Below are 22,614 nucleotides of genomic sequence, written 5' to 3' on the forward strand. Positions count from 1 at the left end.
GTTAGAACTACGTACCGAATGTCACCTGTGACATCAATTGTGGCCGATCATCTTCCTCCTCGTCCTCTTCGGGCGCGACGACCATCCAGCAGATCAGCTTCACCTCGTCTTCCTGAATCGGCGGGAGTGGATCGGGGGCCTCGAACGGCTGAAGACCCAGATCTTCGACCTTCTCGACGAGCTGACGCGACTTCTCAACCGGGGCAAGGGATTCATCCTCGTAGATCTCACGGAGTTCACGCTCGTACCGACGACCCCACGGAGCCTCGACGGCCTCGACCGTCTCTTGAAGCTCGTCCTGGGTCATGTCGTCCGGCCAGTTCTCCCGAAGGTGCTGGGCGACCTCGCGGAACAGCCGCCGGATGTCGGGCTGCACGTTCAACGGGTCGGTCTGCTCTTGCCACTGCGTGTAGATGTCCGAACGGGCCGTCTCCCACGCGTCGTATACGCGGTCACGCATCGAGTCCGGAAGCATACGATCGGTTTCCTCGGTACACTCGATCCGCTTGAGACAGGTGAGCGTGTCTTGGACAATCTCGTCATCTTCCTCATCCGTCTCCTCGGGGAGGAACCGCATGAACACCTCCTCGCCAATCCGAGCGCAGAAGAAGTATCCAGGCGTGTCGCCCTCAAACCCAGAGCCAGCCGCCCACGGAAGTGACGTGACCTGGTCTTCCCGTGTCTCCAGTCCCTTGCGGAGTTCCTGTCGGTACTCCTCACCGGAGTAGGCGGCCGCAGTCCCGCCGCCCTCCTCGTAGAAATCCCTGTCCTCCTCTTGGATCGAGCCGATGTCCTCGACGCGCTCCGCGAAGTTCTGATTCAACGTCTCCATGTCGGGGATGACGCCACCGCTCACGCCAATCGATCGGGCGGCCTGTGTGAGTTTCTGGCGTACCCGGTGTTCGAGTTCCAGGAGGTCGTCGAGACGATTTTCAGGGAAGAACGTGATCGGGTAGATCTCCGAGTGCGGTGAGTTCACGCGGTCGATGCGCCCATTCCGCTGGACCACCCGCATCGGGTTCCACGGGAGGTCGTAGTTGATGACCGTCCGTGCTTCCTGGAGATTGACACCTTGGCCAAGTACATCCGTGGCGATCAGGATGTCGTACTCGTCGGTGGCGTCCGGCGGCGCGTCCCCGGAGTTCGGTGCGAAGCCGTGAACCGCATCTTCGCGGCTTACTCCGTACTTCGCACCATCACCAACCACCGCCGCGATACGTCCCTCGTAGCACGACAGTTCATCGTCCTCCGCTACGACCTCCTCAAGATATTCGTAGATCCAGTCCACCGTATCTTCGTAGTAGGAGAACAACAGCACCTTGCGGTTCCGTTGGAACGCCGCCTCGACATCCTTGTCTTCGAGTTCGCGTGCCTCAGCATCATCTCGCGCTCGCTCAACGACCTCGGAGAGGGTCTCACGGAGGGCATGGAGCTTCTGGTCGTCCTCGCGGCTCACACTCCGTGCGCCGTCCCGCCAGCGTTCGAGTATCTCGATGTCGTTCTCCAAATCGTCCTGGAGGCGTATTGGATCGAGATCGGCGGCTGACAGTGGAACCCGACCATCGGCGGCTTCTCCGAGTGCTTCATCCATCGCCTCGTCGCTATCCATCTCGACCCATTCGTCGATGGCGTCGGGGTCGGGGAAGTACCCCTCATCCATCAGCCGGAGCGCGGCACGGTTTTGCTGGATCATCCGGTCGAGTGTGTTGGCAAAGGCATGACTGGAGGACTCGAACCGCTTGAGCAGACCTGTTCGGAGGAGGCCCACAAGCGAGAGTTCCGACGCGTCCTCTTCACCTTCGAGGTAGTATGATGGGCGATAGCGGGCGAGTGTCAGCTCTGACTCCTCGTGTTCTCCGGCGGCCAAGCCCCGTGCAACATCGCGGAAGTAGTCGTCACTAAGCGTGTCCGAGAACGTGTAATCGACGCGCTGGGGGTTCGGATCGGGGAAGTTGATACGGACAGATCCGCCTTCGCCGTCGGGCATCATCGCGTCCTCGTAGTGATTCTTGATGAATCGGCGTGTCCGGCGGACAGTCGTCTCATCCAACACGTCGAACAGCATATCGGGGCTGAGATCCGACGGGTCTTCGGACTGGGCCGTTTTGAACCGCTCACGGAGCGACCGGATGCCTTCGTTGGCGAAGGCGGCGTCGTTGCGGATGAAATAGTTCAGCAGGTAGTACAGGTCCCACAGCGAGTTGTTGACCGGCGTAGCCGTTAGCATGACCACGTCCTTCGGTGGATCACCACGGAGGAGCGTGCGAAGGGCGTGAGACTGTTGCGTACCAGGGTTGCGGAACGCGTGGGCTTCGTCGATGACGACAAGCTGGTACTCGTCCACGTCCAGATCCAGTACGTTCCTGTCACCACCGAGTTGGCTCTCGTTACGAAGTTCGGCGTAAGAGACCGTCTCGAACTGGATTCCCCACTCAGGTCCCTTCTGTTCCCACATACCGTCTCGGAGATAGGCGGGCGAAATCACGAGCGCACGCTGGCGGTTCTCCTGGACGTACTGGTGGAGCAACTCACCCGCGATGTAGGTCTTCCCGAGGCCGACCTCGTCTGCGATGATGACGCCACCGTGTCGCTTGAGGAAGCGGTTGGCCCGCCTGACAGCATCTTCCTGGAAGTTCACGAGATTGATCCCACCGTCTTCGTCCTCTTCTTCGGCCAGTTCGTCACCGTAGCGTTCCCAGAGCACCCGAAGGTAGATCAGGTACGGGCGATAGGGTTCGAATCGTTCTTCATAGAGGGCGGCCAGATCGTACGGTTCGCTGGCGGCCCACAGTTCCTCAAACCAGTCGTGGACGCGGTCAGTGACGTGCGGGTCGTAGGTGCCAAGGTTCAGTTCGAGGTTCGAGTTCAGTCCCGCACCGGTGAAGTTCGACGAGCCAGCGATCACACCCTCTGCGTCCGAGAACAGGTAGGCCTTCCCGTGGACGAACTTGTCCTCGTGGCGGCGAACCTCGACCTGGTCGCTTCGGAGGAAGTCAACGAGTTCCTGAAGTCCCTGATCAACGTCGCGGGAGAAACCCAGCAGGTTGCGGTCGCGTTCGAGATTCTCATCGAGTGATTGGAGAGCCTCGTCGATGCGCTGGCGTTCGTAGGCCTCACCACGTGGCTCCTCGGGTTGTCGCCAGCGTTCGATGCCTTCCTGATCGGGCTGAGCACCGATGAGGAGACGAACCTGTCCGACGTGTTCGAGGCCATCTGAAATCGAGAAGTATCCGCGTGGGTTGAAGTATCCTGTTACTACGTCGAGGTCGGGCTCGTCAGCAAGATGGCCATCGAGGTAGTCGAGGTACTCGTCGATAGCGCGGGCGAGCGTGTTTCCGTTGCGGTTATCGACGAACTGTGGGCGCTCAGTCATCGTTTCGCGTTCCCGCCGCGCGTTCTTCTTCGCGGTCGGCATGGTCAAGATCGAGTCGGTCAGCCCAGCTGGCATAGTAGTCGAGGACGCGGTTCAGACGCTCTTCGTAGTCCCAGCCGTCGTGGAACGTCTCGAAGATCACCTCGACGTGCTCGCGGGAGAGGCCATAGAGATGTGCCACGACGGCGTCCAGTTCGTAAATCTTCTCCTGTTTCGTGTCTTCGTCGAGTGGACCGTACTCCACTCCAACTGCGTCGGCCCAGTCCGCGTACCGATCGTCAACGGCGGCAAGACGACCAGATAACTGGATGACACGTTTACGAAGGGTGCTATCTTTTCCTGGTCGAGGTATAGGAAATGAATTAACCAGATAGTATTTTAGCCCCGTTTCTACGAAACGTCGGGCGTACCAATCCAACGGAATAGAACTTAATACACCGAGTAAATATGCTTCATCCTGCTCAGTTCCCCTCGGCCAAAGGAAGAATGGGGACTTCTCAACTAAGAATGTATTAGGTGGAACCAGACAAGGGATGACTGTTCTGCTATCAGTTGCCCGTGCAACGTCTCTAAAGCTAACCCTCGGTGTTAAACATGTCAGTGTGTCCTCATCAAACACCCAATCTTCGTCCATTTCATAATATGCTGATCTCTTACCCGCATATTGATACGAGTTCTCGCGTGACTCCTGAATGTAATCAAGGACAACATCAGGATCGGCCCATGCATATCGTTCTCCAGTATCAGGATTCCAGATGTTGAAAGATTTTCCAGTATATACTGGCCAGAAATCCTCGTCTGGATCGTCTGTGAAATGCATCAGTCGGGTTCCATCATCCTTCGTCTTATCTTGGGATGTATGTAGCTCAGACGTTGGCCTTGCTCTCCAGCAACCTTCTTTGTTCAAACCCAGAGGGGGTGTATCGGACATTTGTTTAAATACTCCCACTGATGCTGAATTGGCTGGAAGTGCCGGAAATGATGCTTTATCTGTCCAACCTTTCGCCTCATTCACGCTGAAATAATAGGGAGGTTCATTAACACCTTTATTGAAACTTTCAGCGTCAGGATACGGCCCTCTAATAGGGACAGTCTTCTCACCCTCCGTCTCACCCTTCGTGAAACTAAATAATCCTATAGTAAATCGAGGTTCCATTCCCTCAAAAGCCCAATTCGAATGATTTTTCAGGAATGTGAGATCTTGTATCGAGCCTTCTTCCATCACCTTTCGACGGAAAGGCTCCGAACCCGCGTTGGAAAACGCGCCTCGTGGTAAGACCACACCGACAGCCCCTTGATCTCGAACTAAGTTCCAAAATCTCCAGCTAAACGCGAGATACATATCTGGATCTCCACTTCCAATTCCAGGATAAGGGCCTTCTGTGAGGATTTTTGCTCTCTTTTCTTCTTCAATTTGCTCTTTTTGCAACTTTTGAACAAGATCTGGTCGCTCCGTTTCCAGCTCATCAATCCGAGCCTCTCGTTTTGTTGATGAGAGGCCACGGAGACCGGGATAGTGCCTTGCCCAGAACTCGTGTCGCTCTACCTTCGCTTTCTCCCATGGTGGATTTCCAACAATCACGTCGAAGCCCGATCCATCACCATCAAAGACCTCTGGAAAAGACGCCGGGAAATGTAGTGGATCAGTGGACGCCAGTATATCCTGAGCTTGCTCGTAACACTCCTCTTGCGTAATGTCGATATTGGTATCCGAAACGGGGTCTGTATTGATCTCGTCATCAATTCGTGACGCCGCCAATATGTCGAACCGCGCCCGAACCTCTTCCAGTTTCTTCTCAATCTCCTCCCGCGTCTCACGTGCCTCTTTAACCTGCTCGGCACTGGCATCCGCGAAGCTCCCTAATTGATCGATGTCGTCCCGGATCTCGTTCATCACGCTCTGACCACCCGCGAACATCCCCAGCGACGACTGCTCTACGTCAAGGATGTCGGTTACCTCGTCAAGCGTCCCAATCCCAGCCAGCGAGTCGCCAGTCACGAGGTTGTAATCAAGGAATGTCAGCGGAAGCCCTGGAACAAAGGTGTGAACCCAGATCGACAGGCGCGCAAGTTCGGTTGCAAGCGGGTTCAGGTCAACACCGTAGATGCACCGTCGGGCGACCTGACGACGGAGAAGTTGTCCCCGCTCAACTGGCGGTGCGTACTCCTCATCGTCGAAAGCCTCCAGTGCGGCGTCTTCCAGATTATCGAGTTCCTCTTCAACCGGTGGTAGCGGGTTCTCGGTGAGATACTTATAGAGTCGAGATTCAATCCGGTCAACAGCACCCACCAGGAAGTGTCCAGAGCCCATAGCGATGTCGGACACGCGAATGTCGAAGAACGCATCTGCGGCGGCGTTCTCGCCTTCCTCTTCCCGGAGTCGGTCAATCCGGTCGATGTGGTCATCCAGCGCAGGCTCCAGCGAGTGGTCCAATAGGTGCTCAACGAACCGCGTTTTCGTGTAGTACGTACCGGTCGCCTTTCGCTCTCCAGACTGTCCGTGGAGGTAGACCTCTCCCTCCTCGACGACCACGTCATCGTCACCAAGCGTCTGCTGGCCGTCAGTATCGACCGGTTCGTAGTGGCCTTCGTCGTCGATAGTGAGCGGCTGGTCGGCCACCGAAAGTTCCGATTCCAGTAGTCCCTCGTAGATCACGCCGAACTCCCGGACGCCGATGTTGCGGAAGTCTACTGGTCCCTGGAAACCGTCCTCGGTTTCGTCTACGAGCAACCGAAACAGCACGGGACCGAACTCGGCGTTGTTCAGCCGGAGATCCGCTAACATTGCTCCCGCGTCTGATATGTCGGGGTCTTCGGAGAGGAGCGTCCCGTCGTAGGCGGGAAGCCCGAGTTCGTCGTGTCCGTGGTGGACCGCCCGCGTGAGGTGCATCACGTCGTCCCAGTGGTCGTAGAACGAGTCGTCGAACTCGCCGCCGTCCTGAATGAAGTCGTGGAGATTCTTGGCCTTGCGCTTGAGCGAGTTCTCGTCGTACCGGGCGTTTCGACGCCGGGGGAGGAACTCCTCGTCTTCGGCGTAGGCGATGAACAGAAGTCGATAGAGAAGTATCAACGTCATCCGATAGGTCTCATCAAGCTCTTCCTTCGTCGGATCGTCGAGATCACGTGCTTTGGCGATGGCTTCCGCGAGGTCAGGGATCACGTCGTCGTAGATGCGTTCGCGGAGCCGCGCCCCGAGATCAGCGGCGTAGTCCTTTGACCGCTCCATGATGTCGTGGAGCGTCCCGTCGTCGCGGAGGGCGTTCGCAGAGAACAACAGCCAGAGGTACGCCGCTTTCTCGTCAGCGAGCAGTGTCGTGTTCACCTCGACGTAGGTGTCCGTCCGTCCGCGCGAGCCGAAGCCAGCGTCCGGATTCGTCGTGTACAGTCGGAGTGTATCGCCACTGTTCCCGATGACGTATTCGAGGTTGCGCTTGTCGGCCTCGTTGAGCGCATAGGCCACCGGCGACTGGCCCACGAACCGTTCTTGCGCGTGATCGAAGGACTCGTCCTCCTGGAGGAACATCGCTACGGCACGTTCGTGGCCGTCGCTGGTGTCCTTTAACACGTAGCTCTGATCGGTGAGCTGGTCGATCTCGAAGTTGAGGCCTTTGATCAGCTCGCGGGGATCGTCGTCGATAGCCTGGCGGGCCTGTTCGGCTGCATCTTCCCAATCGTCGCGCTCGGGGACACCAACCTTCAGCTCGTGCGTCGAGAGAAGACCCTGATTCCGTAGCCCGGTCAGCTCCTCGTCGAGCTGCGGGAGCATCTCGGTGAGGAACCGCTGGGCCGCGTGTCGGTCAGGCTGGTCGAGAGCGGTGTCACAGACCCGATCTGCTTGCCCGCGGTCGACATCCCGGTAGACTGGTGGTTCTTCGCCACTCGGCCCGCACAGCCCCGCATAATCGTCGTAGAGGGCAACGACGAGGATCGGGTTAACCCGTCCACCGCGTCGCTCTTTGTACGCCTTTTGTAGGAACTCTTTGGTCGGTCGTTCGCCGTGATCGACGACAATGACCTCCAGCGCGCTCGGTCCATTGCCTTGATAGAACTCGAAATCGCTGCCAGCCGGATCATCAGCCCATGGACGGCCGGAGCGAGATTCGAGAAAGTCCGAAGCCATACCAAAGGACATGGAAGACCGGGGTCATATATTTTGGTAGGTCACCTTCAGTCGGCGGTGGGTTTGCTACCTTGCCCCCGATGCCCGAGCAATCGATTCTGTTGGCATAGTCTCGACAGAATCAAAATCCGGTTCCGGGCCTCGGAGGTGTAGGAGCACGCACATACATATGGGGGCACACATACATACACATCCGATATTGGAAAAGGCGGTTACGGCCAACCCCTGGCCGGCGCACGGCCTCTGATCCGACTGACGCGGTTGCCCTAACGCCGGACAGCCCGACCATGCGCAATCCCACCTGGAGCGCACCGTGACGACATAACGCCGTCTGATGCCTTTCTACGCCGTCCATACACCCAACCAACCACCCCGACCGTTGGAACAGGCCGTCGTCGCCTACCCGAACAGCTCGTGGTCTGCGTACTCCTCGATGGCTCTCGGATGGAGGTAATCAATCAGATCAACCAACTCCTGGGCCATCTCGCTCACCTCGATCTCGTCCCCGTCGACTTCGACATCCTTGGTCAGAATGCCCATCGACTGTGTGTCGTCTTCAGCCAAGGTGTACCCATCGAGTGACTCGGCGTGCGAGGCAAGGAATTGTCGAAGCTCTTCATGCTGGGCTGGCTCTGCGTTCCAGAGGTTCACACGAAATCGAACCAAACCCTGTTCCTCAATGCGCGGTTGCATCCCGTATTTCAGCGGTCCAGGATGCTCCGGATGGTCGGATCCAAATCCGATAGAACGCTTGTGCGTCGGCTTTGCGATCCGTTCAGCGTCCTCGAAGTGTAGTTCGTCTTTGACCTGCGGAAAAACATGATCTCTAACGGCGATGATGAGCTCCGAATAGTCCTCGGAGTCTGACGTGCTCGTGACGGTCCCGGTCGGTTCCTCACTCAACGGACGGCGGACACCATCGGTCGTGAGCAGTTCGATACCTTTGTTCTCATCCCGATAGGTCGAGTACTCGACGGCCACGACATCGACGCCGTGTTCCCGCAGAAAGTCGGCCATATTGAGTGATACGTCCTGAAAGTCAGTTCCGACGACTACGAGCCGCTGTTCGTTGTTGAACTCCCGTTTGGAGAGCACATCATCGAGGTCGAAATACTCGCAGTGCGCCTCGCGAAGGCTCAGGATGTCGTTCGGCTCGGTGTGGCCCTGCTCCTCGCGGAGAAATTGGCGGTACTGATCGTCGAGATACTCGTAGTCGACGTTCCTAATTTCAGAGGCGTATTCGAGCGCCTGTGCAACGATGTCCCGCGGGGCGCGATCACGCTTGAGTTCCACGATTACGGTATCTCCCCGCTCGTCAACGCCGAGGATGTCGAAGATGCCGCCTTCCCCGGGACTCCCCTGACGGCCAACGTAGAGAACTTCGACTTCGCCGATTTTGGCTCCATCCGTCCGTACCAGTCGTTGTTCGAGGTTCGCTTCCGTGTCAAGTTCGGATTCAGGTACTCGTTTCATGTCATCTTGCTCCACGAGATACACTTCCATGCACCGCCCATCCAACGCGATCAATATCAAACTACTGAACAAGTCTAACTTTTAGACCGGTCTATCAATATGCTTACATCGGCTTTCCCGACCCCTCTGTAATCGTCAAGTGATGGCACTCGTCGACGAGCGGAAGGTCCAAGTTCTTGACTACATCCACGATAACGAACCGATCACGGGTTACGACATTGCGAGCGACAAAGACAACGACATCGACTACACCCAGAGCTACATCTACGACGTACTCGGCGAGTTAGAAGACGAGGGGATGATCGAGGTGGCTGATCGAGAACCGGAAGGGCGGAAGCGAGTCCACTACCAACTCACGGAAAACGGACGGCTCCTCCTCGAAGCCCTTGATAGGATCGACCCCTGATCCCAGCCGCTCCTGAAGCACCTGAACGATCTTCTCCTCCAGTGGGAGATGGATGCCGAGGCTGTCCACATCGTCGTCTTCGTATGAGGCTTGTACCGCCTTGGAGACCCTGTCGTGCACCGCTACCAGCTCCTCCGTCTCGATCTCCCGGAGATTGTGGGGCATCTCGTCGCCGTAAACGTTGGTAACAACCTCGTGCTCGCGATTGGTGAGTTCCATCGCTATTCCAACGGTGCCGGTCGAAGGTCTCGCCAGCGGAAGTGTTCCGTGTCCCCGTTCTCGAACTCGATGGCGAACAGATACGAGTCTCGTTCGTCGCCAGTGTGCTCGCCAGCGTCGTCCTCGATCACCTCGACAACTTCCCCGATGCGGCCGTGATAGCGGTCGAAGTCGGGGTCATCACGGTCGGGGATGTCGACGCGGACGCGATCACCGACCTCGAACCGTCTCATTATCGAAAACATCGATGGACGGGTTCCTGATCGTTACGGTCCAGCCCACTGTTCGCCCATCTCGCGGGCGCGTTCGTCGACGTCGTCTCGATGCTCGACTTCAGCCAGCGATACCCGACCCGCCATCCGTTCCCAGCCGCAGCAATCGTGACACTCGTAGTATACTTTCCAGCCAGCCGGTTCTTCCTTCGTTCCATAGACCAGCATAGTCCCGCAGTCTGGGCACGTCGCCGTATCGTGTTTCGTGAACGTCAGCACCCTTCTGACATCTCCTTCGCCGCGTCCACGAAGCCCTGCTCTCGTATGTTCTCACACCACTGCGTCACGAAGTCCTCGACATCGACCCCCGCGGGATTGTGCTGATGGATCCCCGGATGCTGGGTGTACCGCACCGGTCGCCACTCTCCGTTATCGATGTGAAACACGATTTCGGGGTCGGACATCAGATCTCCCCTCTGAACGTAGTGGTGCGCCACGCTGACCCGACTCGGCCCGATCTTCTCGATGGTCAGATCCTCATAACCGTATACTTCGATCGTGTAGCTCTCGTTGACGGTCATCTCCTCAATGGACTCGATACCGAGCGAGGCGAGGATTTCCTTGATCGCCTCCATCACACATCACCTTCCAGTTCGATGCCGAGGGCCCCCGCCGTTCGCTCGATGTTCTCCTCGCTCGTCTCGATCGCTGTCTCGATGAACTCCTCACGCGCCGTCTTGCGGCCGATGAATCGGAATACTGGGTCGAAACGGCGGAACCACCAGATCTGGAAGCAGATGAACCGCTCAAGCATCGCTGGCCATCCCCTCGCGCCAGGCATCGAGGTCGTCCTTCGTCAGCACCCAGCCACCCTCTGGAAGCTGCGCGACTACTTCTCGCTTGAACCGCTGATACCACTCGCAAGCGAACTCGTCGTCGTAGGCGTGGGCCAGTATCGCTATCGCCAACTGTGCCGGACCTGAACCACCGTAACCGAACTCGAACCCCGTTGGATTGGCGCTGAGCAGATCGTATCGCTTGTCCAGCGGTTCACCATCGACGGTGACCTCAACCTCCTCACCCACTGGGGCTGTCGGATCCCGTTGCCCTCGATAGACCGTCTCCGTCGAGAGGCCCGCCTGATTCCCCGTGATGGAAGGCCCTCGATGGGCATCTTCGGGGGTCGAACCCAGGGGTTGACGCGACATTATGCCACCTCCTCCAGCCGCTCTATCGCGTCATGGAGTTCGACGGCGGTCTCGGCGAGTTCCTGCGCTTGCTGTTCCAGCTCGGCGGCACTGGATTCGAGGTCATCAGCCGTCGTCGCGAGCTGCTCTTCGAGCTCGTCTACGTCGAGTTCCCCCGTGTGAAGTGCTACGCGGCGCTGATGCTTGCAGCGAACATCACGATGTCGAGCGTCGGGGCACTCGCAAGCCCAATCACGGGTGTCAACGAGGTACTCTTTGCCGCTCTGGGAGACGACCAAGTACAGGTCGTCAGCTCCCTTCGCTCGTCCGATGTCGGGGAGCACCGAGAACGTCTGTGTGATTGCTCGGAGCGTTCGGGGTTCGACATCGGGCTGTATCGACTGACTCACGCCTCTTCACCCCCAGTACAGCGGTAGACTTCTCTCACGTAGACGTGACTCCGAGCCTTCTCCGCGTGCTCAGTGCAACAAGGGTCCTCCGCATATCCGCGAACTGGCGCGTTGACGACCACAGTATGCGTCGCGGAGCGTTGACAGCCGAGTTCACGACACGTTAGCTCAGCTTCTGCTTTATGCATCGTCGGTCACCCCCGGCCCGTAGCCAACCTCGTACTCATCACCCAGCCGAATGACGAACTCGCCGGTTGACCGATCTGGATCTACGGACACGGCCTCGATGTCGTCTTCGTTGTGGTACCACTTACACTCGACAGCATCGACGATGTCAATCAGCTCGTCGTACACGTCGTCGTATCCGGATTCTTTCAGCCAATCTATCACACTTCGCTGGAAGACAACCTCGGGCTCGCCTTCGTCCAGTAGTGCGATGTAGGCAAGCTCGAATCGGTACGAGCGCGTGGCCTCACACTCGGCCCCTTCCTCGTAGAACGTCTCGTCGTGTTTCTGCGACGTGTACGAGTCGAGGATCTCGACCCACTCGCAGTCCTCCGTCCAGATCGCGGCGAGGTCTTCGAGGAACGGGTTGTCGTCACGTTCGGACAAGTGCCATTCGTGTTCGTGACTTGGCCCCCCGAAGTGACGGTCGATGTCTGCAGGGGTCGTGCCAGGAGGAAGATTTCCGCTCATCGCTGTCCCTCCGTCTCGCACGGGATCGTCTCCCAGCGGTGGGGCGGAAGAACCGCCTCAACTCCGCAGTTCTCGCAAGCGTAGAAGGTGTACCAAGCTGACATCCCGTCTCGTCGCTCCTCGGGCGTCAGCGGCCCTTCCCAGTCCTCGCACTTCGCCAGGTCGTGGCCGTTGACCTGCGCCGCGTGCCGTTCGAGAATCGTGTCTTTGTCGCCCTGTGCTACCTTCGTTCCCGGTGTCTTTAACCGAGTGTCGCCACTATCTATCATTGCTTCCTTGCTCCTCAGGGAAGCCTACCGAGTCCGGTGTTCCAGCACCGGGCCTATACTTCGGACTCTGTGCCCGAAGCCGCAGCTCCTCAGTAGGATTTCCCTTAAGTAATAGTAGGGAATGTATAGGTAAAGTTACAACTTTTCCAGCAGAAACTAACGGTAAACGAGCGTTTCAGGCACTCTTATTGGTCTTTAGAGGGGAGGGGGAGAGCACGCCATGCCAACAAATGCGTGAGATCGAGATACGCTGGCTTGGCGATGTGGACCACAGCGGAAAACGAGTCACCGGTGCTCTGGCCACCGGTTCTGTTGGCATGGATCGGTCAAGAATCGGGAATGATGCGTTGGCATCGCGCTCTATCGATCTGTCATACATCAATAGTATGCAGTTTCATCGGTATGGGGAGGGGGGTGGGGTGGTCTAACCTCTCCCGTGGAATAGTTGTCTGTTTGAGACCTCCCCCACCCACCACTCCACACATCAACTATCTGTCCTTCGAGTTTCTCCCCCACCCCACCACCCCCCTCCCGGTACCGATAGAACTGCACACTTTCTGAATATGACACTCTTGGTTCTTTACGTTGGGCCTCGAAAAAGGAGTAGAGCGGCTACTCGAACGGCCAAGTCAGCGGACCGGGGTTCTTTTCTTCGGTGTCCTTGCTGAACAGCCACATCAGCTCCTCATCGGCCAGCCGCACTACGTCGGCCTTCCCGCCACGGCCCTCGTGACCTTCCTCCTCGAAGTGGGCGAGACCGAGCTGGTCGACCTCCTGCATCCGTCGTTTCGCCGTGTTCTTCGAGCCCAGGTCGAGGGCGGTCTTCACCTGCTTGGTGGTGAACGTAGTGCCGTTCTCGGGGTTACACAGGAGTTTCACCATCCCCCGCCGCTTCTCGGGCATCGTCGCGAACGCAATCCGGGCACACACCTGAAGATCCTCTGTAGCTACCTGGGTGCGACCGTCCATCGCTGCTCTCGCCCGAGCGGTGAACCGGAGCATCTGGATCACACGCTTTCGGTCCTCGATCTGTACCTCTCCCTCCAGATCGCCGGCATCGTTCTCCTTCGCGTACGAGACACCGCGGCCACGGGCGATGATCTCGGCGAGTTTGATGATCGCTTTCGAAACCATCGTGCCCTTCTGCTCGTTCTCCATCTCGATGTGGCCGTCGTGTTCGTGGTAGAGCGTACGGAGCCAGTTGGCGATCTTCTCGCGTACGATCTCTTTCTTTTCATGGTACGGGATACCGCCGTTTCCGAAGATCTGGTCTTCGAGCTCGTCGTCGTTCTCAGTGTTCGGCATCCCGTGCATAAGCACCCGAGCCCCAGCGTTCCCCATCTCGGACCACGCGCGCGGAGTCGGCGGTGTCGTCGCTCCCATCAGACCGAACTGATACTCCCCCGGCTCTCCGTCGTAGCCGTGTGAACCCTGTGCCCCTGTGGACTTCACGTACCCACTCCCGTCAGCCACGCCAGACAGCGTCCGCATATAGCGTTCGATGTCATCACCGCTGAACCACGTACCCATCTCGGGAACCCAGAGCACCTGGTCGGTGATCTTCGGGAGCAGGTCCATCTCGCCGAGTTCGTCGTCATCTTGGTTTGTGTTGTGGCTGACGAACGCAGCGGGAGTCACCTCGTGGGTGGTGAAGATCCGGTCCCATCCTTTGAACAGCTCCAGGGCGGTTGTTTTCCCAGAGCTGGCGTTCCCGACGACGATCACCATCGGACAGTCGGTGAAGTCGTCGAACATGAGCTGGATTGGAACGGTCGCCAGGGCCTCACAGACTTTCAGCGTGTCTTCGTCGAAGTATTTGAGGATGGCCTCCTCGACTTCAGACCAGTCGGCCTTCTGGTCAGGCTCTTCTACCTCTGGGAGTTCGTATTTGCTTTCGGGCGCGGCCTCGTCCGGCTCTTCTGCGTTATACTTGCTCCAGTCGATTTCGTGACTGGATTCGACAGTCCGTTTCCACTCTGCGCTGTCGGGGACATCAGGCTCGTCATCTCCCCGGAACGCGTCGTAGAGCTGGTAGAACTCACCTCGGGTGTCGTTGACTTGATAGAGGTACCGCGCTCCATCAAGCACACTGGGGTAGTAGGCGAACGCCGGATTGTCTATCGCGGCTTGGAGCACCCCCTTGTAACTGAGAATACCGTTTTCGTTCTGATCGTAGGTATCGAGATCGATTCCGTCGGCACTATCTGTCGCCTCCATCGTTACGTATCGTCCAGCATCTCGGGATCATACCTTGTTTCAGCGATCCCGTGTTCTGCGTTTTTTCGCGCGCGTTCTCGGTATTCATCCATCCGGATCGAGATGTGGTGATTCCAGTGTTCTTCTACGTCATCACTCCCGACATCGATCCCGAAGTTGTCTTTGAGCTCGCATCTCATTGCGTCGAAATCAGGATTTCGTCTCCCCTCGGGCCAGTAGTCCTTCTTCAGCCTTAGGTCGATGAATCCGGGGACGAACTCGTCACAGCTACAGATGGGACAGTCCTGATTATTTTTTCTGTAATGAAGACCACACATTGCTATTCAGCCCCTTTGCCGCAGCGATTTCCCAGGACATCTATCCTGCGATTTGCTAACCTGTTGAATAGCCGGTATGTAGTCTCATTGACGAAATCTCGATCTCCCTGTGTTAATACCTGTTCGTACTCATCCGCATGGCGGTAGACTATACTATTCGGGCCGTCGGCGTACTTCTGATTTGATTGATTCATCTTTATCATTTCTTGACCGTTTAGAGGGACGGTTTTACCCTTGGAAGCCCTGACAAACCAAAAGTTAAGCCAACTGCGCCCGAATATTACGGTGCGGAGCAACCTTGGCTGTCAAGGGCTTCCAAATCGATCCACATCCGACGTGCCCCTCCCACAGAACGCGTCGGGTGTTTTTCTATCACCAGTTATCGACACAGATCACCGTTGTGGTGAGCCGCTATCTTCGTCAGCTTGGTTCAGTAGATTCGAGACTGCGTCGTTGTATGTCTCGACTCGGTTAGACTGAGCGACGATATTTCGGAGTCGCGCTCTGGTCTCGGGCTTAACCGAAACCATAACCCAATCATTCCTTGTCGACATCTGGTGTGTCTAATACTACCACCTCCATCATTATAACAGTAACGAATCTGGTACTTTATAAGAATATCAACGTTCGTGATTTGTTTCAAAATAATCTATAATCTGATATAATTAACATATGATATCTGGTATACGTGTATTCTCATTGAATAGAAGAGAAGAAATCACCCGATTACGGTACAACAGATATATTTAGGATTAGAGACATTATAATGCCATTTACGACATTCGCGTTTGGGATACAGCTCATATTTCGGCCATCGTGGTAGACAGATTGCTAAATGAAAATAAACCGAAAAATACGGCAATAGATAGCCGGTGTCAACTCCCCGATGCAGATGTCCGATATATCGATTCTTCTTCACGATGACGAGAGGACCCTGCCAACAGCGGCTTTTTGTACGACTGCGGCCGCTAAGCCTACCGTCGAGTAGTGAGAACAGCCCCCAATGAAATGTAGTCCGAGAGGGAGCTTGGGCGTCGAATACAGCTTGTAGGGGCGGCCGACGGTGGGGGCTTAGACATCGAGCCCGTGGACGTGGCGGTATTGTCTCACGGTCGCGTTGATACCCTCGTCCCGGATCTCCTCGACCAACTCCAAGTAGGCGGGTTCGTGACTGTCCATCCGATCGCGTAGGTTCCGACAGAACTGTTCTCCGTGGTCAGGATGGCCCTCGCTCGACTCGTTGTGTGCGGCCTCGTGGGCGATTACACGCCAGAGCTGGAATACCCAGCCCTCCCAGTAGGACTTGCTCCACGCACTGTCTGTGAGCCAGATAGCGTCCTCTCCGTCTGTCCAAGCCCGGCACTGGTCGTCCACCCCGTAGCGTATCTCTCTATTCAGCCCCATCTTGTGCGCAAGCACGCGGGCGATCGCCATCTTCTGTGTCGACACCTTCTCCTGACCCTCGTCATCATCCAGTTGCTCGTAGCCCCTGAACACGCCGAGAGCGCGGGCTGTTGCCTTCTCGTCCTTGCTGTCCGGGAGTTCGATCTCCTCGGAACGGTCGGCGGCCTGTCGTATTTCTCGGCCCGCCGGGTCGTCTTTGAGGATGACTGTCTCGCCGCGAGTAGCGAGCTTGCCCGCCCATGGGCTGTCCGTCGTCGACCAGATCATCTCGTCGCTGTCGCGGACGGTCGCGTAGCTGACGTACTCACCATCACCGTCCTTCAGCACAGGCGCGCCCTCAAACTCGCTGTAGCCCTTGCCGATTAGTCGCGCCACCCCCGCTCGGCCTGCATCAGTCAGCTGTTCGGGATCGTATTCACGGAACACCGCGGCCCGTGCGTCGTCGAGAGTGTCACGGACCGTCTCCCAGGTGTCACAACCGGAACGGATCTCGTTGCGGGCGGTGTTGAGGTCGAGGTTCTGCTTCGTGATGACGTAGCCTTTGACGCCGTGGCCTCGGTTCGAGGTGACCTTCAGTCCCGCACTATAGACCTTGATCCAGTCGCTGATCCCCTTCTCACGGAGCGCGACGTAGGCCAGATCATCCTCGTGCACGTAGTCAACGCCGTACATCTCGTCCTCGGGAACCCGGTCACTCACGCGTTCCCCGTTGACAATGACCTCAACGTCGTGAACCAGCTCCATGAACTGGAACCGTTCCGCGAGGTCGTCGACGTAGTCGTCCCACGTCGTTGAATCGGGATCGGGGACTTCATCGTCGTAGTGGTCGATCTCGACACGGAAGCCATCGACGGCGTCGTCGACGTCGTAGAGGCGATACTCGCGGAACCACTCGTTGGCGTCGAACTCGACGACAGTCGTCCCGCTCTGGGCCGTGACGCGTCCTTTGGCGAGGGCTTGTCCGAACCCGATGCCGAACATCCCGATCGCCTCCGGGTCGTCCCGCTTCGTCGACTTGCCGAGCTGGGTCAGGAACTTGCGGATTCGCGCTTCGGTGAGATCCATCCCCTCGCCGTCGTCCTCGACCATGGTGCGCTCCGGCGTGATTGACACAGTGACCTCCTCCGATCCGGGGGCGTCTATGCCGTTCTGGATGAGTTCACGAACGCCGTCGACGAGGGACTCGGCTTGGCTGAAGATGAGCTCTTCGAGGATACGTTCTTGGTCGACTCCAAGCTGGCCTGTCTCGATGTCGTCACTGGTGGCCATCGGTAGTCACGCCTCCTCGTCGAAGTCTCCGAGGTCTTCATTCGGGTTGACGATGTCCTCAGCCCAGCGGTTCTCGGGATCAACCGGTTTGAGGGCGTGCTTGATCTCCTCCTCGCTAAACTCCCGCTTGGAATCAATCTCCAGGCGTCGACGTTGCCATTTGCGGGATAGTTCTGGTTCTCCGGGTTCTGTTACCCGGCTTGCCCTGACGAAGAAGTGATGCCAGTCACGCCCCCGATTCTGGCCGGAATACGTGTGTTTGTCGAGAGCAACATCGTATTTCCCACCCAGCTCCAACTCGTCCTCTGTCACCGGGAAGTCGGCTTCAGGTTCTCGGCCCTCCTCGAAGGCCGCTTCACGCTCCTCACTAACCTTCGAGAACCAATCGTTGGCGTGAGTGCTTTCGCGACTTGCTCGGGCTCGTGCCGCTGTCAGGGCCGCGTGAATGGCGGTGATCCGCCCCTCCCACGACTCTGGATCCCAGCGTTCCGTCGCCAGGCGGTGGTAGTAGTCGATTAGGAGGGCCTCTTCCGAGTTAGCTCGAAGGTCCTCCACGATGAACAGTATCGTTCGTTCCCAGAACTTCATTGCGTGCCCGGAGCGGACGAGTTCCCAGGCGCAATACGCCGCAACCTCTTCGTCACTTCTTCTAACAGATTTCTGATATAACGAGACCAGTTCAAATCTATTCGCTCCCGACTTACACTCGTACCACGGCATCTCCTCGCCCTTCTCGTTGAGCACTGTCTCGTCGTCCTCGTCATCCCCGTCGTCCACCGGGTTTCCGTGGATGTCTATTTGTTGACGGTCCTGTCGCTCTTCGTCGTTCTCCTTAGCCATAGGGTATTACCCATATGTATATTGTATTTGAATGATTATAAAGACAACTTTTTGATATTTCTGGAAATTTCGTTTGCTACGATACGGGGACAGGGAATGGATTACAATCCAGCTCGCTCATATCAACAGCCATATAGGTACGAGCTTCCAAAGTAGATCCACAGCCTACCGTATCTGCGACACTTTGATTTCCTGTGTCGCACCACTACACTGTGTGTCAGTCGAAAAGCGATTACAGGAGTTGGTGCAGCGTTTAAACAGGCTACCTGAGACGGATGAACCCCCACCAACCACACTCCAGATACTCGGACGTAACCACCAAGAGCAGGACTGGCAACGCCTCCTGTTTCATTTCCTCTCGCCCAAGGAAGGCCACGGCCTCAACCATGCACTCTTGGAACACCTATTGTCGTCGCTATCCGACCGAGATGATCTGGACTATACGTTCTCTCGACTGGATCTTCAGGACATCAAGATCGAAACTGAGGTCGTTACCTCTAATGACACTCGACCCGATGCGGTTCTCTGGCTACCGGGTGACTGGTTCATTTGCTGGGAGCTGAAACTTTGGGCGTCCGAGACACATGAGCAAACCAGAGCGTATATCGATGCCTCATCGTTCCCAGCGATCGATCTCTCGAAAGACGATGTACCCGTCGACAATCGCTACTACATCTACCTCGCCCCCGAGAGTGCATCACCACCGGAGGCTAACGAGTTCGTTCAGATTTCTTGGGAGTGGATCGCTTCGGAACTCCAGGCGTTCCTTGCGAAGAGCCAGGGCGGGTATCCGGCACGAACGACAGCACAGCTTGAAGACTTCATCAGCACGATACAGCAGGAGCTGACCATGACAGAACACCAAGAGAACCAGCAAGAGAAAGCTCAACTGTACTTTGACTACTACGACGAACTGCAAGACGTACAGAGCGCGTTTGAGAACCAGTGGGATGACTTCACGGATAACTGGGGTCTACGTCTCGCCGGAGAGTTGGATGGTGTCGAGATCGTAGAGATCCCGGATCTTCCAGACAACCACGTCGGGATCGAACTGAATCCAGACTCCGAAGACTCCGATAGATGGATTTTCCGCCAGGGAAGTTCCTGGGCGGGTATCGCCAAGGAACAATGGCGGCGACGGAGAACTGATAACCACGTTGTCATCTACGGTGCCCCTGATGACGACAACTACGCCCACATCACCCTATATCATCGGCTTGAAAAGAATCGTAAGAAGGCGATCCAGAACGGTATATTGGAACTTACGCTTTGGCACGGCAACAGTAGCGACAATCAGTTCTATAAGCTGGTCAACGAACGAGTCAGCAACAAGATTGACGAGCGAGGGTATGAACTCCCGCCTACAGTTGACTTAACCAGTCGTACTGGAAATATACTTACGGCAACGTACAACATCCCTATCGCCGAGCACGACGACTTTTTTGATGCCTACACTGCGGGCCTGGGGGGTGCGTTCGTTGACTTGGTTGTTGAGAACCCCGAACTCATCACAATCATCACTGAGGCCTTTGAAGAGTCCCTTGATGAGTACTATTAACCGACTTGCGTAACCCAGTGTCGAGTCCCACCGTCACAAGAGTTCAGGCACACGAACGGTTGGACTCGTCTATATTCCCTTAACAGGCGGTTCTGAAATGTCAGAAACTCGTTACCTCAATCAATACGAGTAGGATTCCAGCGAATCCCAATCGATTTCCCATCCATTGTTATATATCACTGGAACCCAGCCAATACCTGTTCCTTCTTTTCTCTTGTTGACAGAGTACTCTCTGAGCTGATCAAGCTCACTATCTGAGACAGTAGTTGTGAAATTTCTGGGCTTATCCGGTGGTGCTTCAACTAAGAAGCTCACCGTATGGTTACCGTTCGAATAATTATATTTCTCACACAGGGCATCGTATTGAGTGGCCATATCAAATAGAAGTGTTTTGCGACTATCTATTAATCTTCTCCCAGTGGATCATTCAAAGTATCATCTAAACTGTGTACCCGACGAATCGGTATATCCCTGGCTTAGAGCCCGTCGAGGTATTTTTGCCTCGCCTCGCGTGGTTCTTCCTAAGTTCGACGATCGTAATTTTTGTCGAGTACATCTGTACTCATCACGTCTATCCGCTCGAACTCGACATAGTTTGTAACCGATCCGCGACGGATTACGTGTGAACTCACGAAGCCAGGTCTTCGAGTTATAGGTCGACACAATATGGGTTTAGAAACGGATAACGATCCATCGCGACAATGGCAACAGCTGGAAATGAAAAGGCCGCGCTGGGGCAGTTATACCACAAGCTACCGACGTCAGAAGCCGGTCAGATGTCGATCTTCGGCATCGCTGACTCGTACTCTTCGCGGATCTCATCTTCACCGTAGTGTGTGTAGAGAGACACCATATCTCCAGCAGCGTCCCCACGAAGGGCTTTAATCACGTCCCGTGAACAACCATCCCGGTTGAGCCAAGTTGTAAAGCAACGACGGGCGTCGTGAGGGGTGAACTCGACGATCTCCTCGCGAGCCCATCGGTCGTCGACGATTGATTGCTATCGCTCTTGTAGGTCACGCAGCGAGATCATCGATCCAACAATGCTACCAGCGGACATTTTATGGTATCTGGAAGCCTGCCAGTAATTTGTTGGATTCAGTTGGAGTACCAGGTAGCCCAATTAAGACAACTACTTTTCACTCGTCTTCGTCCGGCTTTTCCGACAACCGTTTCCCGAGCCGATCGAGTCGGTTTTGAGCGTCCTCACGGCGCTGTGTTGTCTCCTCTGGGCGATATTCGATCGCTTCGATCTGGCTGCCTTCCACCGTCACCGCAAGCACACTGCCCTCCTTCCGTCCCTCTTGTGGCACACGCTCGATCGGTATGTCGCGCTGGTCCTGCACCTCGTCGTCCGCCTCCAGCAGGATAACAGCCGTTTTACCGTCGACGATCCGGTCCAGAACGCCGATATAGGTTCCGTCGATCATGCTGTCCTCACCTCCAGTATTGGTCCGGACACACCCAGTGGGGGTGGCGCCAACTTCCCGTCATCATCGTTGGGTTTCTCTGCGAGCAGGTCAGCCGGATCCGTCGAGAACTCCTCACTCGTTTCGACGGCGATTTCCTCACCATCGGTCGTGATCACGATATCTCCATGGACACCCGTCCAGTAAGTCTCGATCCCCCGGTCGGCAAACCGTTCGAGGACCTCATCATGTGGATGGCCATACTGGGAGTCATACGCGCTCGAAATAACCGCAATTGAGGGCTCTGCCGTATCCAGGAACGATTCACTCGAAGAGGTCGAGGAACCATGGTGACCGGCGTGGTAGACATCGGCCGCAAGTGCATCAGCGCGTTCCTCAACGAGCCGCGATTCGACCTTTGTCTCGGCGTCACCCGTGGTCAGATAGCCGACCTCGCCGAACGTGATCGAGAGGACGATACTGTTCTCGTGGAGATCGCTCCCTGAATCGCCAGCTGGCGGGTTCAACACCTGGGCGTCGACAGTGCCGTCAGCAATGGGTATTTCATCGCCATCCTCGACGAACAGTAGTTCAACATCGTGTTCCTCGACTGCATCGAGATAGTTCTCGTAGGTCTGGGAAGTGTGGGCGACGCCGTTGTCGTAGGCGGCACCGATCCCGTCGCGTTCGGTCTCGTAGTGTTCGATGATGGCAGCGTGACCACCGATGTGATCGGCGTGGCCATGCGTGGCTACGAGATGGTCGATCCGGTCGATTTCGTGGGCTTTGAGATATTCGAGCACGCCCTGGCCGTCCTGGCGCCAGTCGCCCGTATCGATGAGAATCGTCTCCTCATCGGGGGTAATTATGAGCGTCGCATCCGCCTGCCCGACGTCGATGTGGTGGATCTGGAACTCGCCGTCGGGGAGCTCGCCGGGCTCGTCACTCGGCGTGGGCGTCTCTGTTGGCGTTGGCTCCGGTGTGGGAGTCGGGGTTACCTCAGGTTCCGGGGTCCAATCTCCGGGGGTACCGGCACAGCCAGCCAGGAGGAGAATTCCAGCGAGGGCAAGGACAAGAAGTAGCCGTCTCATAGCCGTACGTTTGCGGGCGGTCGGTTAACAGTTCGGGACGAGAGATTGTCAGAGGCACTGGACTCGTCCCATCGGAACGGTCGATTGAGGCACGTAAAGCTGTGTTGTTTTCATCGTAGTATGTCAGAATATAACTGTGATTTC

At 56.5% G+C, this 22,614-nt stretch carries 21 protein-coding genes; 2 read left to right on the forward strand and 19 right to left on the reverse strand.

What is annotated here, in order from left to right; genetic code table 11:
- Positions 1-7: 7 nt before the first annotated feature.
- The 3 genes from AArcSl_RS11550 to AArcSl_RS11560 form a co-directional block, all read right to left on the reverse strand.
- The gene (locus AArcSl_RS11550) at positions 8-3,373 is read right to left on the reverse strand and encodes a helicase-related protein (RefSeq protein WP_119821951.1); all 3,366 of its coding nucleotides are present in this window, start codon (positions 3,371-3,373) and stop codon (positions 8-10) included.
- Positions 3,366-7,493, reverse strand: coding sequence for an Eco57I restriction-modification methylase domain-containing protein (locus AArcSl_RS11555; RefSeq protein WP_119819267.1), 4,128 nt, complete (start codon positions 7,491-7,493; stop codon positions 3,366-3,368). The genes AArcSl_RS11550 and AArcSl_RS11555 overlap by 8 nt, the downstream gene beginning before the upstream one ends.
- Before the next feature lie 399 nt (positions 7,494-7,892).
- On the reverse strand, positions 7,893-8,966 hold the full coding sequence (locus AArcSl_RS11560) for an endonuclease NucS domain-containing protein (RefSeq protein ID WP_161945944.1): 1,074 nt from the start codon (positions 8,964-8,966) through the stop codon (positions 7,893-7,895).
- A gap of 142 nt (positions 8,967-9,108) precedes the next feature.
- On the opposite strand from AArcSl_RS11560, the gene AArcSl_RS17790 reads away from it, so the two are divergent.
- Positions 9,109-9,372 (forward strand): PadR family transcriptional regulator, encoded by a 264-nt coding sequence (locus AArcSl_RS17790; RefSeq protein WP_119819273.1) that lies wholly within the window; start codon positions 9,109-9,111, stop codon positions 9,370-9,372.
- Positions 9,373-9,593: 221 nt separating this feature from the next.
- On the opposite strand, the gene AArcSl_RS11570 is transcribed toward AArcSl_RS17790, so the two are convergent.
- From AArcSl_RS11570 to AArcSl_RS11620, 12 genes are all read right to left on the reverse strand, one after another.
- Positions 9,594-9,824 carry a hypothetical protein gene (locus AArcSl_RS11570; RefSeq protein WP_119819276.1) on the reverse strand — a complete coding sequence of 77 codons (231 nt, stop codon included), beginning with the start codon at positions 9,822-9,824 and terminating at the stop codon, positions 9,594-9,596.
- 33 nt (positions 9,825-9,857) lie between these two features.
- Positions 9,858-10,031 carry a hypothetical protein gene (locus tag AArcSl_RS16915; RefSeq protein ID WP_161945946.1) on the reverse strand — a complete coding sequence of 58 codons (174 nt, stop codon included), beginning with the start codon at positions 10,029-10,031 and terminating at the stop codon, positions 9,858-9,860.
- A 44-nt stretch (positions 10,032-10,075) separates the two neighbouring features.
- The gene (locus AArcSl_RS11580; protein ID WP_119819282.1) at positions 10,076-10,438 is read right to left on the reverse strand and encodes a DUF6908 domain-containing protein; all 363 of its coding nucleotides are present in this window, start codon (positions 10,436-10,438) and stop codon (positions 10,076-10,078) included.
- Positions 10,438-10,617: a hypothetical protein gene (locus AArcSl_RS11585; RefSeq protein WP_119819285.1), complete on the reverse strand. Its 180-nt coding sequence runs from the start codon at positions 10,615-10,617 to the stop codon at positions 10,438-10,440. The genes AArcSl_RS11580 and AArcSl_RS11585 overlap by 1 nt, the downstream gene beginning before the upstream one ends.
- Positions 10,610-11,011 carry a DUF6166 domain-containing protein gene (locus AArcSl_RS11590; protein ID WP_133412160.1) on the reverse strand — a complete coding sequence of 134 codons (402 nt, stop codon included), beginning with the start codon at positions 11,009-11,011 and terminating at the stop codon, positions 10,610-10,612. The genes AArcSl_RS11585 and AArcSl_RS11590 overlap by 8 nt, the downstream gene beginning before the upstream one ends.
- On the reverse strand, positions 11,011-11,400 hold the full coding sequence (locus tag AArcSl_RS16650) for a hypothetical protein (protein WP_133412161.1): 390 nt from the start codon (positions 11,398-11,400) through the stop codon (positions 11,011-11,013). The genes AArcSl_RS11590 and AArcSl_RS16650 overlap by 1 nt, the downstream gene beginning before the upstream one ends.
- Before the next feature lie 180 nt (positions 11,401-11,580).
- Positions 11,581-12,096 carry a hypothetical protein gene (locus AArcSl_RS11600; RefSeq protein ID WP_119819294.1) on the reverse strand — a complete coding sequence of 172 codons (516 nt, stop codon included), beginning with the start codon at positions 12,094-12,096 and terminating at the stop codon, positions 11,581-11,583.
- The gene (locus AArcSl_RS11605) at positions 12,093-12,365 is read right to left on the reverse strand and encodes a hypothetical protein (protein ID WP_119819297.1); all 273 of its coding nucleotides are present in this window, start codon (positions 12,363-12,365) and stop codon (positions 12,093-12,095) included. Before AArcSl_RS11605 ends, AArcSl_RS11600 begins: the two co-directional genes overlap by 4 nt.
- A 612-nt stretch (positions 12,366-12,977) precedes the next feature.
- Positions 12,978-14,582 (reverse strand): hypothetical protein, encoded by a 1,605-nt coding sequence (locus AArcSl_RS11610; RefSeq protein WP_119819300.1) that lies wholly within the window; start codon positions 14,580-14,582, stop codon positions 12,978-12,980.
- A 2-nt stretch (positions 14,583-14,584) separates the two neighbouring features.
- On the reverse strand, positions 14,585-14,899 hold the full coding sequence (locus AArcSl_RS16655) for a hypothetical protein (protein WP_133412162.1): 315 nt from the start codon (positions 14,897-14,899) through the stop codon (positions 14,585-14,587).
- A 1,071-nt stretch (positions 14,900-15,970) separates the two neighbouring features.
- Positions 15,971-17,572 carry an ATP-binding protein gene (locus AArcSl_RS11615; protein ID WP_119819303.1) on the reverse strand — a complete coding sequence of 534 codons (1,602 nt, stop codon included), beginning with the start codon at positions 17,570-17,572 and terminating at the stop codon, positions 15,971-15,973.
- A 6-nt stretch (positions 17,573-17,578) separates the two neighbouring features.
- Positions 17,579-18,412, reverse strand: coding sequence for a hypothetical protein (locus tag AArcSl_RS11620; RefSeq protein ID WP_217563448.1), 834 nt, complete (start codon positions 18,410-18,412; stop codon positions 17,579-17,581).
- Positions 18,413-18,626: 214 nt separating this feature from the next.
- On the opposite strand from AArcSl_RS11620, the gene AArcSl_RS11625 reads away from it, so the two are divergent.
- Positions 18,627-19,970 carry a PD-(D/E)XK nuclease family protein gene (locus AArcSl_RS11625; protein ID WP_161945948.1) on the forward strand — a complete coding sequence of 448 codons (1,344 nt, stop codon included), beginning with the start codon at positions 18,627-18,629 and terminating at the stop codon, positions 19,968-19,970.
- A 120-nt stretch (positions 19,971-20,090) separates the two neighbouring features.
- Here AArcSl_RS11625 and AArcSl_RS16660 read toward each other — a convergent pair whose 3' ends face one another.
- The 4 genes from AArcSl_RS16660 to AArcSl_RS11640 all read right to left on the reverse strand — a co-directional run bounded on the left by AArcSl_RS16660 (position 20,091) and on the right by AArcSl_RS11640 (position 22,470).
- The gene (locus AArcSl_RS16660) at positions 20,091-20,345 is read right to left on the reverse strand and encodes a hypothetical protein (protein ID WP_133412163.1); all 255 of its coding nucleotides are present in this window, start codon (positions 20,343-20,345) and stop codon (positions 20,091-20,093) included.
- A 397-nt stretch (positions 20,346-20,742) separates the two neighbouring features.
- Positions 20,743-20,964, reverse strand: coding sequence for a tyrosine-type recombinase/integrase (locus tag AArcSl_RS17795; protein ID WP_119819309.1), 222 nt, complete (start codon positions 20,962-20,964; stop codon positions 20,743-20,745).
- A 145-nt stretch (positions 20,965-21,109) separates the two neighbouring features.
- Complete coding sequence (locus tag AArcSl_RS11635) at positions 21,110-21,400, reverse strand: DUF3006 domain-containing protein (protein WP_119819312.1); 291 nt, start codon at positions 21,398-21,400, stop codon at positions 21,110-21,112.
- Positions 21,397-22,470, reverse strand: coding sequence for a ComEC/Rec2 family competence protein (locus tag AArcSl_RS11640; RefSeq protein ID WP_119819315.1), 1,074 nt, complete (start codon positions 22,468-22,470; stop codon positions 21,397-21,399). Before AArcSl_RS11640 ends, AArcSl_RS11635 begins: the two co-directional genes overlap by 4 nt.
- Positions 22,471-22,614: the final 144 nt, after the last annotated feature.

This window comes from Halalkaliarchaeum desulfuricum, assembly GCF_002952775.1.
In the GTDB taxonomy this organism is placed as follows: domain Archaea; phylum Halobacteriota; class Halobacteria; order Halobacteriales; family Haloferacaceae; genus Halalkaliarchaeum; species Halalkaliarchaeum desulfuricum.